Consider the following 13,544-nt stretch of genomic DNA (forward strand, 5'->3'; position numbering starts at 1 on the left):
GCTTGCCTGCGCCGGGCAGCTATCTGGTGGCGCTGGGTTCCAACGTCCGGCACCCCCGTCACGGCGATCCACGCAAGGTGCTCGCGGCGGCGCTCGACAGTCTGGGCAGGGCAGGGCTGGCGGTGGTCAGCGCATCACCCCCTGTCTCGACCGCTCCGATCGGTCCCTCGCAGCGGCACTACGCCAACAGTGCGGCAATTGTTGCGAGTGACCTGCCGCCGGAAAAGGTGCTGGACCGGCTAAAACGGATCGAGCGCGATTTCGGCAGGACTGGCTCCGGACAGCGCTGGCGAGCCCGCGTCCTCGACCTCGACATCATCCTGTGGAGCGGCGGCAGCTTCGGCTCGGCAGCGCTGGTCATCCCCCATATCGCCTACCGGGACCGCAGCTTCGTCCTCGGCCCCGCGGCAACCGTCGCGGCAAGCTGGCGCGATCCGATTACCGGGCTGACGATAAAACAGCTCCATACCCGCTTGACCCGCCCGCGCCCCGCCCCTAGGTGAGCGGCCCGAGACACCCCCATGTGCGGGCCCTTAGCTCAGTCGGTAGAGCAACTGACTTTTAATCAGTAGGTCGCTGGTTCGAACCCAGCAGGGCTCACCATTATTTTATCGGCGGCGGCGGGTTACAGTCCGAACTGCGCGCCATCGTCTTGTCCGCAGTCGCTTTTATCTTCCCAGGACAGTGAAATTCTTCGCGCTGGCGGTGAGGATGCGGCCGACATCCGCCATTTCGGCTGCGCGCAGGTTTGCTGGCGGGGCTTGCATCTTTTCGGCTGCGGGGAAGGTGCCGTAACCGGCCATCAGGCAGTGCCAGCTTGCCGCCGAGTAGGGCCGCTGGGGGTAGGCGCGTTCGTTTGCGGCGGCGATGTCCTGATGGGTGAACCATGCCGTCATCATCGATTTGAGGCCTTCGGACAAGTTCTGGTTTGTTGCGTTCTCGCGCCAGTATTCCGTGTCGCTGCGCTGGCTCAGACGGTAATGGGCGGTGATGTAGTCCCGGATACCGTCGATCCGCTCCGCGATCGAGGTGTTGAAGCGGGCTTGGTGCTGGTCTGTGAAGTTCCCTGCCTCGTAAGCGCTGATGAATTCGAGTGCGGTCGCGATCACGATGTGCAGCGCGGTGGCTTCCAATGGTTCGAGGAACCCCTGCGCCAAGCCGGTAGACAGGCAGTTCCGCGACCAGCTGTTTTCGACGCGGCCGACCTTCATGCGCAGATGCCGTGCCTCGGTCTCGCTGCCGGACAGGCTCAACGCGGCGCGAAGCTCAGCTTCTGCGTCTTTGTCCGACTGGTGGCTGGAGGAATAGACGTAGCCATTGCCGATGCGGCTGGTAAGCGGGATCGACCAGCGCCAACCCGCGGACATGGCGACTGCTTCGGTCTGGGGGCGGTAATCCGGACTGCGGGGCGTGGGCATGACCACCGCGCGGTCGTTGAACAGTGTGTCGCTGAAAGATACGAACCGTTCCCCCAGCGCCTGCTGCGCAATTACCCCGGCAAAGCCCGAGCAATCGACAAACAGATCGCCGTCAATCCGTTCGCCGCCCTCGCACACAAGCGCAGCGACGTCGCCGTCCGCACCGCGTTCCACCTCTCTGACGAGCCGTTCGAGATGCGTGACCCCTTGCGCCGCTGCATGGCTCCGCAGGAAGGCACCAAGCTTGTAAGCGTCGAAATGATAGCCGTAACTGGGAGCGAACGGGAAATTTTCGCCTGCCTGCGGTCCTTTGCCCTCTGCCGCCAGTCGGCTGGCAAGGAAGAACGCGTCGGGATGCGCCGGAACTTCGAAACCGCGCCGCGCCAGCGCGCAATTGTGCAGGAATGCCGGCTCCGTATGAAGGTCCGTCGGCCCCGGGAAGGGGTGGAAATAGCTTTCGTACCCCGGGCGTTCGCTCCAGCCGGTAAAGCGGATCCCCATCTTGTAAGTAGCATCGCAGGCCGGCATCCAGTCGGCTTCCGCCACGCCGATCAGATCGAAGAACGCCTTTAACTGCGGGGTCGACCCTTCGCCCACGCCGATGATCCCGATGTCCGGGCTTTCGACCACGGTCACATGGCTGCCGCCCCACGCCCGCGCCATCAGGCAGGCCGTTATCCACCCCGCGCTGCCGCCGCCAAGGACGACGATTTTCGGCGGGGTGGGGGCTTGGCTCACTTGGAAAGCTTCTCCAGCCTGATCGCAAGTCCGCCGCCGGGGGCAAGCCACACTGGCATTGTGTCCCCGCGTTTTACGGTGGCGGTGTCGTAGGCGATGTTGTGGCGCGCCTCGGTTTCATAGGTCGCGCCGGGCCCGTCCTTCCAGATAGTCGCGCGGTAGCTGGCCCCGGGTTCGAGGAAATCGAAATCCAGTTCCACCGTCCGCTCGGTCGCGTCGTTGACGCCGCCGACATACCATTCTGCGCTGTTCCGGTCCTTGCGCGCAAAGATGGCGTAATCGCCGACCTCGCCCGCGATCAGGTGGCTTTCTGCCCAATCGGCGGGAACCTGGCGGATGAATTCCAGTTCGCGCGGGTGCTTGGCGAGGCTTTCGATGAAATCGGCCGCCATCTGGATCGGCGAGTAGATCGCCAGATACAGGCCGAGCTGCTTCGCCTTGGTTGACGCGATCGGGACACCGTCCGACCCGACCAGCCCGAGCACACCAGGGGTGTAATCCATCGGGCCCGAAAGCATCCGCGTGTAGACCAATGTGGGTTCATGATCCGGGCCGTTGGCGAAGCGGGCCCAGGCGTTATATTCCTGCCCGCGGGCGCCTTCGCGAGCGACCCAATTTGGATAGGTACGGCGGAGGCCGGTGTCCTTGACTGGTTCGTGCGGGTTAATCGCGATTTTGTGGGCGGCGGCGGTTTCCACGACCTTCAGATGGTGCTGGACCATGCGCTGCCCGTCATGCCACTCGAAGATTTCCTTGCCGCAGGGATCGGTGATGTCTGCATTGCAGGAAATGATCCCGCCGGCATCAGCGACATAGCCGGTCTTGACGACATCGATCCCGAGGCGCGCGTTCATTGCCATCGCATCTTCCAGCTGCCGCTCGTAAACTTCGATGTTCCCGCCGGTTTCGTGATGCCCGACGATGTGGACGCCTTTTTCGGCGGCATAGCTGGTTACTTCCTCCAGGTCGAAATCGGGATACGCCTGCGTGAAGCTGTAGTCGCGGCCGTTGCCGAACCAATTGCCGTCCCAGCCGACGTTCCACCCCTCGATCAGCACCCCGCGGAAGCCGTTTGCCGCGGCGAAATCGATATAATCCTTCGCCCGCTGGGTGGTCGCACCATGATTGGGCCCCTGGGCCCAGCTCCAGTCGCCGCGGATCATCCCCCACCAGATGCCGATGTATTTGGCCGGTTCGAAATAGCTGACATCGCCCAGCTTGTTGGGTTCGTTCAAATTCAGATCAAGATCGTTTTCCACCAGCCCTGCCGCGTCATCGGCGACGCGCATGGCGCGCCACGGGGTGTTGAAGGCGCCTTCCCGTACGACTTTCGGCCCGCGCGAGGACGGCGCGAGCATGGCGCGGAACCGGGTCCCGTCCATCCGCCGCATCCACATCCCTGAATAATCGACCAGCGCCGCTTCGTGGAACGACATATGGGTGCCGTTTTCAAGCCGCAGCGTGATTGGCGTATGCGCGATCGACACCTCGCGGATCGGGGTCCTGGAATAGAGATATTCGTAGCGGTTCCAATCGCCGCCGGGGATCCACCAGGCGGTTCCTTCGCCGGCAATGTTGAATTCGGTCAGTTCCTCCGCGATCCGTGCGACCGGCAGGGTGTCCTGCTGCGGAAATTCATAGCGGAAGCCGACCCCGCCATCGAACACCCGCATCCGCACGGTCACCCGGCGCGGCGTTTCGCCAGCCTCGCGGAAGGTCACTGCCAGTTCGTTGTGCACGTCCGCGACCCATTGCCGCTCGCCCCACGGCTGTTCCCACTTGGTATCGGCTGACGCTGCGGTTTCGCTCTCGATTGCGAAGTTGCGACGCATCGGGTTGGCATCGGTGAAATTGAAGCCGAGGCTGGATTTCGCGATCAGCGGTTTCCCGTCGCGCGCCACTTCGTAGAATGGCACCCCGTCGTTATCAGCGTCGAGGGTGACGGTGATCCGGCCGTCGGGCGAGGTGACCGTACCGGCCTGCGCCGCGCCGACTGCGCCAAGTAGGGCCGCGAGCGAGGCAGAGGCGAATAGCAGGGTCAGTTTCGGCATATCAGGGCTCCAAATTCAGGCAGTGTGTCGGGGGTCGCGCCGTTGACTGCGGCCAGCACGGCGCCAGTCGCGGTCTCGGGCGCCAATGGGTGCACCCGGTCAGTGAAATTGATGATGCAGCGGATCGTCTCGCCCGGTGCGCTGCGGTCGAGGACGAGAATTCCGTCGGCGGCATGGCAGCGCGTCACCGCGCCGCTGCGCAAGGCCGGGTGTTGGTTGCGCAGCGCGAGCATTGCGGCTGTGTGCGCAAGGATCGAGCCATCCTTCTGCCCTTCTACCGCGCGAGCGAGATTGTCCTCGCCCAGCGGCAGCCACGGTTCGGCATCCGAAAAGTCGCCCGATTTCGGATCGCGGGTCCACGGCATCGGTGCCCGTGCACCATCGCGCGACAGGGTTAGCGGCCAGTTCGCGATCGCTTCGGGATCGCGCAGTTTCTCGAACGGAATATCGACCTGCGTCAGCCCCAATTCCTCGCCTTGGTATAGGATGATATTGCCGCGCAGGCAGGCCATCAGCAGCATCTTCATCCGGGCGAAGGCTTCGCGGTTTTCCGGGCGGCACCACCGCGAAAGCGCGCGCGGTGCATCATGGTTCTCGAACGCCCAGCTTGGCCAGCCGATACCGGGTTCGTCCGGCCATTCGTACAGGGCGGCGCAAACCAGTTCCGGGGTCAGGTGATCGGCGTAGAGGAAGTTGAACCCATAGGCGGAATTGAGATGGGTGCTGCCTTCGGTGAAGGATTTCATTTCCCGCTCGGCCTCGTCCCCGCCAACTTCGGCGACGGTGAAAATGGCGTCGTAATCATCCGTAACCTGCCGGATACGTTCGATGAATTTGGGAATATCGGGATGCGACTGGTTGTGAATACGCTGCTGGAAATCGAACGGCCGGCTGCGCGGGCGATTGGTCGCCGCCGCCGGTGGATTATCGCGCAATTGCGGATCGTGCATCGCAAAATTGAGCGCGTCGATTCGGAACCCGTCGACCCCGCGGTCCAGCCAGAAGCGGGCCACGTCCAACAGGGCATCCTGCACGGCGGCGTTGTGCACGTTCAGCTGCGGCTGGCTGGTGAGAAAATTGTGCAGGTAATATTGCCGTCGGCGGGCGTCCCAGGTCCACGCCGGACCGCCGAACACCGATTGCCAGTTGGATGGCGGCGAGCCGTCCGGCTTGGCGTCTGCCCAGACATACCAGTCCGCCTTCGGATTATCGCGGGAGGAGCGGCTTTCGGCAAACCAGGCATGTTCATCCGATGTGTGGGAATAAACCTGGTCGATTATCAGCTTCAGCCCGAGCGCATGGGCGCGTTTCACGACTCTGTCGAAATCGGCCAGCGTGCCGAAGATCGGATCGACATCGCAATAATCGGAAACGTCGTATCCGAAATCCTTCATCGGGCTGGTGAAGAAGGGCGAAATCCAGATCGCATCGACGCCCAGCCGCGCAACATGCTCCAGCTTGCTGGCAATGCCCGGCAGGTCGCCGATCCCGTCTGCGTTGGAATCCATGAAACTGCGCGGATAGATCTGGTAGATCGCCGCACCGCGCCACCACGGCGCGGTATCACTGACGGGGTTTGCCATCCGGTCGGTAACAGTGCTCGCCACCGGGTCAGCCCCCCGCCTTGCCGGTCAGTTCGCAGATCGCATAGCCGAATGGCGGCAGGGTAATCACTGCCGAGCCGGGGGCGGCGAGGGCGGCGGGGCATTGCCCTGCCAGCGGATTGATCCCCCCCGATCGGTAGTCGATCGCAACGGCGCGCGTGATCGCGGACGCGCTGCTGTTGTACGCCAGCAGGATGCGCTGGCCGCTGGCGGGATCGTGCCGCGTCACCGCGAGCAGGCCCGGCTCGGTATCGTAATCGCGGATCACGGTTTCGCCGTAACGCAGGGCCGGATTGTCCGCCCTGAGCTCGGCCAGCGCGGCGATCTGCCGGTACAGCGGATGGGAAGGGTCAAAATTGTCCTGGGCTGTCGTGGCATCGCTGCCGATCAGATCGTTGTCATTATACGCGGCCACACGGCTTTCGAACATGTCCTCCCGCGCTAGTTGGTCGTTGCCGTCCGACACGAAGCCTTGTTCGTCGCCGTAATAGATCACCGGCACGCCGCGCAGCCCGATCAGCAGCGCGTTGCCGAGCATCAGCCGCTGCAGCAATTCTTCCTCGTCCGCACCCGGATTGGCCTGCTTCACGAACATCGAGAAGCGGCCGAAATCGTGGTTGCCGAGGAACGTCGGCAGGCGCAGCGCGGTTTTCGCACCGCCTTGGTACAGCGGGTCATCTTCCAGCATCCGGGCCATCGCGGCGGGCGGCATCTTCCCGGACACGATCCCCTGCGCCGCCGCGGCGAACGCCATGTCGAGGTTAGTTGGCAGTGCGGAAATCCGGGTCCAGCGCGCCAGCAGCGCCGGATCGACATCCTGCGTGGCGACTTCGCCGAACATGTGGAAATTGGGTATCCCCGCCGCGGCGGCGCGCTGGGTCATGGCGGGAACGAACGCGTCCCAGAATTCGGGATTGACGTGCTTGGCGGTGTCGATGCGAAACCCGTCGATCCCGAAGCGGTCAATCCAGCTGCCATAGATATCGATCATCCCGGCCAAGACACGGGGATGCTCCGTAAACAGGTCATCGAGCCCGGCGAAATCACCGAACACCGCGCTCTCGCCGACCCAGAACGTGTCGCCCCGGTTGTGGTAATATTGCGGATCGTTAAGCCATGCGGGCATCTTCACCTGTTCCTCGCCGCGCGGAACGTACGGGGTGTAGGCATAGGCGGGATCGGTCAGCTTGGCCCAGTTTTCCGGTGTGTCGACTTCATGGCCCAGGAAGCCGGGATTGATGGCCGCCCCGTTCACACCGTCGCGGGTGGAGTAGGGGTATTCGCCCAGGCTGCGATAGGCGTATTGTGCCGCGTCGCCTTCGCGGTAACGGATCACGTCGGCGGTGTGGTTGGTGATGATGTCCATATAGACCTTCATCCCGCGGGCGTGGGCGGCGTCGACAAACGCCTTGAATTCGGCATTGGTCCCGAAATGCGGATCGACCTGGGTAAAGTCGGTGACCCAGTAGCCATGATAACCTGCGCTTTCATCGCCCTTGGGACCCTGGACCGGCTTGTTCTTGAAGATCGGCGCGAACCACACGGCGGTCACGCCCATGCCCTGAATATAATCCAGTTTCCCCGTAAGACCGGCCAGGTCGCCGCCATGGTAGAAACCCTTGTGTTCGGGATCGTAGCCACTGGTCAGCCGGTCCGCCTTGTAACCGCCGAGGTCGTTGGCCGTGTCGCCATTCGCGAACCGGTCGGGCAGGACGAAATAGATCACCTCGTCTTCGGGCAGCCGGTCGCGGAAACCGGATTCCGATACCGGAGCGGCGGCTGCAGGCGGCGGAGTCTGCGCGCAAGCAGCGGCGCCGAGTGAAAGGGCAGTCAGCAGAAATGCAGCGGTGCGGATCATGAAGGAATTTTCCTGAGTTCGCCGCTCGGGCCGGGGGAGGGAGATACGGCGGGCGCGCAATACGCCCGCAAGAATGGGGCATGGTCGGACATTTTTGCCGCCGTCTGGACATGGCGTTGCTCAAGCACCGTCATCATCGCGGCGAGGTCGCTTTCGGGAACGGTGTCGGCGATCGGATGCCAGTGATCCGGCCAGATGCCTTGGCCGATCATGACCTGAACCCAGCCAGCATCGGTGAACAGTTCCTCATACTCGCGGTGGACGAAGCCGGCGGCGCGGAATTGACCGATCTTCCGCTGCAGGGTTTCCGGCACTTCGGCGGCGCGGCAGGCATCCCAGAATGGTTCGCCCACGCGGCCGTTCGCGTGATAGGGCAGGATCAGGAAATCGCGGATACTGGTCCATTCAAAGCTGGCCTGACGGTTGAATTCGTCGATCAGGGCAGGCTGCGGTACCGATCCCGGCAGCATGCCTAGGAACCGGGCGATGGCCGACTGGACGAGGTGGATCGAAGTCGATTCCAGCGGCTCCATGAACCCCGCCGCCAGACCCAGCGCGAGGCAGTTGCCCGACCATTGCGTGCGCCGCATGCCGGTGGTGAACCGCAGCACCCGCGGTTCGTCCAGCGCAGCGCCGTCAAGATTATCGAGCAGGTTTGCCGCTGCCTCGTCATCGGACATGAAGCTGCTGCAGTAGACGTGCCCGTTGCCGATCCGGTGCTGCAGCGGAATGCGCCAGCGCCAGCCGGCTCTGGTCGCAGTCGAGCGGGTGTAGGGCGTGAATTCCCCGGTGCCGGCGCAGGGAACCGCGACCGCGCGGTTGCAGGGCAGCCATTGCGACCAGTCTTCAAGTTCGGACCCCAGCGCGCCCTCAATCAGCAATGCCCTAAAACCGCTGCAGTCGATGAAGTAATCGCCGGAGATGGAGGTGCCGTCGTCGAGCAATATCCCGGTCAGGGTGCCGCCATCCGGTGACTTTTCGGCGCGGCTCACGGTACCTTCGACCCGGGTTACCCCGCGCGCATCGCAATACCGGCGGAGATAGGCGGCATAAAGACCGGCGTCGAAATGATAGGCCCACGGCATGTCGGGTGCTTGGGCGCCCGGCGAGGGCCGCCAGATCTGCATTTTGCCGGCCCTCGCGGCGGTTTCGTTGAGCGAATAGCGGCCGAGTTCCTCGGCGATGCCGGACGCATGGGCGCGGAGCCAATATTGGTGGAACGGCAGCAGGCCCGCGCCCTGGCCCACGCTGCCGAACGCATGCATGTAGCGGCTGCTGTCGCACGACCAGCCTGCGAATTCGATCCCCAGTTTGAAGCTGCCTCGGGTTTCGCGAAGAAACTCCGCTTCGTCGATCCCGAGCCCGGCGTTGAACAGGCGAAGTTGCGGGATCGTTGCCTCCCCCACCCCGACGGTGCCGATGGCCTCGGATTCGACCAGCGTAATGGCCCGGTCGGTGAAGCGCGCGAGGGCTGCCGCCGCCATCCAGCCGGCAGTCCCGCCGCCGACTATGATGATACGCTGTTTACGCCCTTCATCCATGTACCGTCCCAAAAATCCCGATTTGCAAAATGTTCCGCTCGCCGGAATGCCAGCCCGAAAACAAGGGGCGGTCGCGGACTGCCGGAAAGCTGTCCGCGCGCCGCCCCTTCTTCAATAGATCAGAACCTGTAGGTGAAACCAGCCAGGAAGCGGCGGCCGTATTCCTGGTTGTCGATCACCGCTTCCGGCACGGGCACATCGAATTGCGACACGAAGGGCGTGTTGGTCAGGTTCTGGCCCTGGAGATAAACCGACAGACCTTCGAGTGCGCCGCTGTCGAAATCATAGCCGATCTGCGCATCGATGATGGTTTCGGCCCGTGCCAGGCGGCGGGTCGGAGTCCCGCCGAAACCGGTGAAGTCGGCGAGGAACTGCGAACGGTAGCGCGCACTTCCGCGAGCGTTGAAGCCGCCGCGTTCGTAATAGAGCGTGCCGTTCGCGACCCACTTCGAGTACCCCGGGATCACGTCGACATTGTCGTTCGCATCCTTGATCTTGGTCTTGGTGTAACCAACCCCGCCGGTCGCACCGAAGCCTTCCAGGAACGAGAAGAAGGCGTCGAAGGGCACGGTTGCAGAGATTTCCGCACCATAGAAATCGCCGCCGCCGGTGTTGATCTCGGAATTGAGCAGGCCAATGGTCGTGGCCGGCGTCTGGCCCACGGGGATTGGCAGCCCTGCGTAATCGAACACCGTCTGCGATGCGTCGATGTAGCTGACGATGTCCTTGTAGAACAGTTGCAGCGCGATGACCCCGGCACCGTTGGCGAAGTATTTCTCGACGTTGAAGTCGACTGCGTTGGCGCGGTAGGGTCGCAGCAGCGGGTTGCCGCCGCCGCCCGAGATGTATGGGTAGAGGCCGGTCGGGCTCTGGTCGTCGATCGCGGTAATCACGCTGTAGCCGATGGCGGACCGGAGATCGTCGAGTTGCGGGCGCTGGATCTGGCGCGATGCGGCGAGGCGGAACACCCAGTCGCTGGCGAGCCGGTAGGAGAGGTTGAGGCTGGGCAAGACATCCCAGAAATCATCACCCAGCGTAACGTCGACGCGCTGGCCGTCCGCAAATGCAATGCCTGATGACTTCTGGTTGGTCGCGATCGCCTGGACACCGAAGTTACCGGTGAGGACGCCTGTCCCGATTTCCTTGTCGAGATCGACCTGCAGGTAAGCCGTCATCAGCTTTTCCGAAATCCGGTAGGCCTTGGCCGGGATGTCGTTCGAAGTGTTGATTTCCAGCACGTATGTTCCGTCGGCAATCAGGCCGCGCGGATCGTAGCTGACGATGGGACCGAGCCCGAGGTAATCGAGATTGGTCGGCTCCAGCAAAGCACTGGACGGGATCGCGAGTTCGGTCGCGCCGCCCGCCAGGCGGATCAGGGATTCGTCCGGGGTCAGGCTTTTGGCGCGGTCGGTATAGGCTAAGCCGAATTTAACCGCGCTCAAGAAACCGTCGAGTTCCTTCTCGACGCCGAGGCGGTACTGCTTCAGTTCGTCTTCCAGGATCCGGTTGTTGTAATAGCCGGCCTGCGGAACGGTCAGGCTGCCGCCCCAGCCAAGCGGATCGGTCAGGAAAATGAGCGACGGATCGCTGTAATCCAGGGTCGGGCTGAACACGGTACCGGTCGTGCCGGAATTGAACCCGATGGTGTCGGTGGGATCGCCCGCCGCGAATTCGTCACCCACCCGGTTCGGATCGTCCCAGTTGAAACCGGTACCGGAATAGCTTTCGATGCTGAGTTCGTTCCGGTCGGTGCGCGAATATCCGAAATCGAAGAACGCGCTCCAGCCGTCTTCGCCTTCGTATTCGAGGTTAAGACCGCCGGAATAGAGGTCCGCCTTGCGCTGGAACACGTCGTTGCGGACCACGCCCTGCACGTTCTGGAATGTGCCGGAGGACGCGAAATCGCCGAACTCGGTCGGGGTGGTCGTGGCCGTGGCGGGATCGAAAGTCGTCCCGAACGCGCCGAAGCCGAGCGGCAATTCGATACCGCGCTTGGTGGAATCGTCATCGAAGTTGGAATAGAACCCATCGACTGTCAGCGTCAGGGTCGGGGTAACCTCAGCCTGAAAGGTGCCGTTGACGCCGAACCGCTTGAGCTGGGTCGAGGTGACGAAGCTCTTCGATCCGCCGATCACGAACGGGCTGCCGGGTGTGCCGCCCCCGCCATAGCCCCAGGCGTTGAATTCCTGCAGCTGGTACGGCTCGTCGGTGTAGGCCGCGGCCAGCGCGATACCGATGGTGTCGTCCGCGAACTGGTCCACGTATGTGGCGTTGGCGCGGTAGCCGAATTCCTTCGACCCGGCGTTGAGCGCGCCCAGATCGGCGTAGGAACCCTTGGCACCAATGGCGAAGATCTGCTTGCCGGCTTCGAGCGGACGGATGGTGCGCACGTCGATCGTACCAACGAGGCCTTGTCCGACCAGGCTTGCCGAAGGCGATTTGTAGACTACGACCTGATTGACCACCTCGGATGGGTACTGGTCGAATTCAACGGCGCGGTTGTCGCCGGTGGAGGTTTGTTCGCGGCCGTTGAGCAGCGTCTGCGAGAAGTCCGGACCAAGACCGCGGATCGCGATGACGTTGGCGCGGCCGTTCAGCCGCTGCGAGGTCACGCCCGGCAGGCGGGCAATGGATTCGCCAATGGAATCGTCAGGCAGCTTGCCGATGTCTTCGGCGGTCACCGATTCCAAAATAAGGTCCGAACGGCGTTTTTCGTTGACCGAAGATTCCAGGCTGGCCCGGAAACCGGACACCACGATGACATCCTCGTCTTCGCTTTCGTCTTCCGTTGCCGCTTCGTTCACTACCGGTTCGGCGGCGTCCTGCGCGATTGCGGCGGACTGTCCAAAGCCGCCAGCCAGCGCGAGCGCCATGGCCGATCCACTGATTCCGTTCGTCAGAAAATTACGTTTTACCACGTCGTCGTCTCCCAGTCCCACCGTGTTGTTAACGGCCTGCTTGTTCTCATTGGAAAGCCTGTCCGGCCCGGGGGCGGCTGCTTTTCGAGAGTGTCTTAGGAGGTAAAAATGGCGCTGCGATAGCCAGCATACGTATGTTTGTGCAGCGCAGCATGGCCGAGTGTCACGCATTTGCATCATCCCATGATGCGATAAAATGGCCGCAATATAGCTTTCGTAGGCCGCGACAATTCGTGCTAGAAAGAACGCGGGAGTGAGAAATGGGTAGATTGCCCACGGGAAAGCCGACCAGCTTTGATATTGCCTATCTGGCGGGCGTTTCCCAGCCAACCGTCAGCCGTGCCTTACGCGGAGACAAGTCGGTCAGCGCGGCCACGCGCGAGAAGATCGAGCAGATCGCGCGGGAACTCAACTACACGGTCGACAAGAACGCTTCTTCCCTGCGCTCGCAGCGGTCGAACACGCTGGCGCTTCTGCTGTTCGAAGATCCCACTCCCGACCAGAGCATGATCAATCCGTTTTTCCTGGCGATGCTCGGTTCGATCACCCGCCACTGCGCCACCTGCGGCCTCGACTTGCTGATATCATTCCAGCGGATGGAGGATGACTGGCACGTCCGCTACCAGGACAGCCACCGCGCCGACGGGCTGATCCTGCTGGGATACGGGGATTACGCATTATACGAAAGCCGGCTGGAACAGCTCGTGCGGCAGGGTACGCATTTCGTGCGCTGGGGTTCGGTCGGGGACGACAATATCGGCGCGACGGTTGGCTCTGATAATTTCGGGGCTGGCCGATTGGCGGGCGAACACCTGATTGCCCAGGGGCGCAGGAAGATCGCATTTCTGGGGCAGGCGGATGAACATTATCCCGAATTCGCCGATCGCTATCGCGGTTTGCGCGATGCGCTGGACCAGGCCGGGCTGGGGTTCGACGAACGGCTGCGGCTGGATGCGTTGACAACCGAGGAAGAAGGCTACTGTGCAGCTCGCGCACTGCTGGCCCGCGAGACCCCGTTTGACGGCTTGTTCGCCGGCAGTGATCTGATCGCGATCGGCGCCTTGCGGGCGTTGGCGGAAGCGGGCCTGGCGGTCCCGGAGGATGTCGCGGTGGTTGGTTTCGACGATATCTCGACCGCGAGCGTGACCACGCCGCCGCTGACGACCCTGATGCAGGACACCAGGAATGCGGGCGCACTGCTGGTCGATACGCTGATCGCCCAGATCGAGAATACGCCGCGGCCCGCAAGGACCTTGCCCGCCCAGCTGATCGTCCGGGCGAGCACCTCCGGGGCCGTCTAGGGCCCTTGGGTCCGGTCCCTTCAATTTCATCACATTCGTATGCAACTTGTCGCGGGCCACCGGGCGTGCCAGCCGTGCAACCTGAATGGCGGCAGAAGTTCGCCAAGGTGAAGGG

8 protein-coding genes and 1 tRNA gene are annotated in these 13,544 nt (G+C 62.9%); 3 read left to right on the top strand and 6 right to left on the bottom strand.

The window, feature by feature from the left end; all coding sequences use genetic code 11:
• The first annotated feature begins 2 nt into the window (after nt 1–2).
• Nucleotides 3–503 carry a 2-amino-4-hydroxy-6-hydroxymethyldihydropteridine diphosphokinase gene (folK, locus tag GRI65_RS13825; protein ID WP_160757181.1) on the top strand — a complete coding sequence of 167 codons (501 nt, stop codon included), beginning with the start codon at nt 3–5 and terminating at the stop codon, nt 501–503.
• Nucleotides 504–527: 24 nt separating this feature from the next.
• A tRNA-Lys gene (locus GRI65_RS13830) sits at nt 528–603 on the top strand.
• Nucleotides 604–668: 65 nt separating this feature from the next.
• Here GRI65_RS13830 and GRI65_RS13835 read toward each other — a convergent pair.
• The 6 genes from GRI65_RS13835 to GRI65_RS13860 form a co-directional block, all read right to left on the bottom strand.
• On the bottom strand, nt 669–2,156 hold the full coding sequence (locus GRI65_RS13835) for a tryptophan halogenase family protein (protein ID WP_160757182.1): 1,488 nt from the start codon (nt 2,154–2,156) through the stop codon (nt 669–671).
• A complete protein-coding gene (locus GRI65_RS13840; protein WP_160757183.1) occupies nt 2,153–4,207 on the bottom strand; it encodes a glycoside hydrolase family 97 protein in 2,055 nt (684 codons plus the stop codon). The genes GRI65_RS13835 and GRI65_RS13840 overlap by 4 nt, the downstream gene beginning before the upstream one ends.
• Nucleotides 4,195–5,790, bottom strand: coding sequence for an alpha-amylase family glycosyl hydrolase (locus GRI65_RS13845; protein WP_160757289.1), 1,596 nt, complete (start codon nt 5,788–5,790; stop codon nt 4,195–4,197). The genes GRI65_RS13840 and GRI65_RS13845 overlap by 13 nt, the downstream gene beginning before the upstream one ends.
• A 28-nt stretch (nt 5,791–5,818) precedes the next feature.
• Complete coding sequence (locus GRI65_RS13850; RefSeq protein ID WP_160757184.1) at nt 5,819–7,669, bottom strand: alpha-amylase family glycosyl hydrolase; 1,851 nt, start codon at nt 7,667–7,669, stop codon at nt 5,819–5,821.
• Nucleotides 7,666–9,210, bottom strand: coding sequence for a tryptophan halogenase family protein (locus tag GRI65_RS13855; RefSeq protein WP_160757185.1), 1,545 nt, complete (start codon nt 9,208–9,210; stop codon nt 7,666–7,668). Before GRI65_RS13855 ends, GRI65_RS13850 begins: the two co-directional genes overlap by 4 nt.
• 119 nt (nt 9,211–9,329) lie before the next feature.
• Nucleotides 9,330–12,083, bottom strand: a complete 2,754-nt coding sequence (locus tag GRI65_RS13860; protein ID WP_160757290.1) for a TonB-dependent receptor — start codon at nt 12,081–12,083, stop codon at nt 9,330–9,332.
• Between the two features lie 305 nt (nt 12,084–12,388).
• Here GRI65_RS13860 and GRI65_RS13865 point away from each other — a divergent pair, with 305 nt between their 5' ends.
• Nucleotides 12,389–13,429, top strand: a complete 1,041-nt coding sequence (locus GRI65_RS13865) for a LacI family DNA-binding transcriptional regulator (protein WP_160757186.1) — start codon at nt 12,389–12,391, stop codon at nt 13,427–13,429.
• The last annotated feature ends 115 nt before the right edge of the window (nt 13,430–13,544 follow it).

It is taken from the genome of Allopontixanthobacter sediminis, from assembly GCF_009828115.1.
Lineage (GTDB): Bacteria > Pseudomonadota > Alphaproteobacteria > Sphingomonadales > Sphingomonadaceae > Allopontixanthobacter > Allopontixanthobacter sediminis.

Coding starts and splice junctions, on each gene's coding strand:
- GRI65_RS13840 (WP_160757183.1), bottom strand. CDS start 4,207: ATGCCGAAACTGACCCTGCTATTCGCCTCTGCCTCGCTCGCGGCCCTA.
- GRI65_RS13845 (WP_160757289.1), bottom strand. CDS start 5,790: ATGGCAAACCCCGTCAGTGATACCGCGCCGTGGTGGCGCGGTGCGGCG.
- GRI65_RS13850 (WP_160757184.1), bottom strand. CDS start 7,669: ATGATCCGCACCGCTGCATTTCTGCTGACTGCCCTTTCACTCGGCGCC.
- GRI65_RS13855 (WP_160757185.1), bottom strand. CDS start 9,210: ATGGATGAAGGGCGTAAACAGCGTATCATCATAGTCGGCGGCGGGACT.
- GRI65_RS13860 (WP_160757290.1), bottom strand. CDS start 12,083: ATGGCGCTCGCGCTGGCTGGCGGCTTTGGACAGTCCGCCGCAATCGCG.
- GRI65_RS13865 (WP_160757186.1), top strand. CDS start 12,389: ATGGGTAGATTGCCCACGGGAAAGCCGACCAGCTTTGATATTGCCTAT.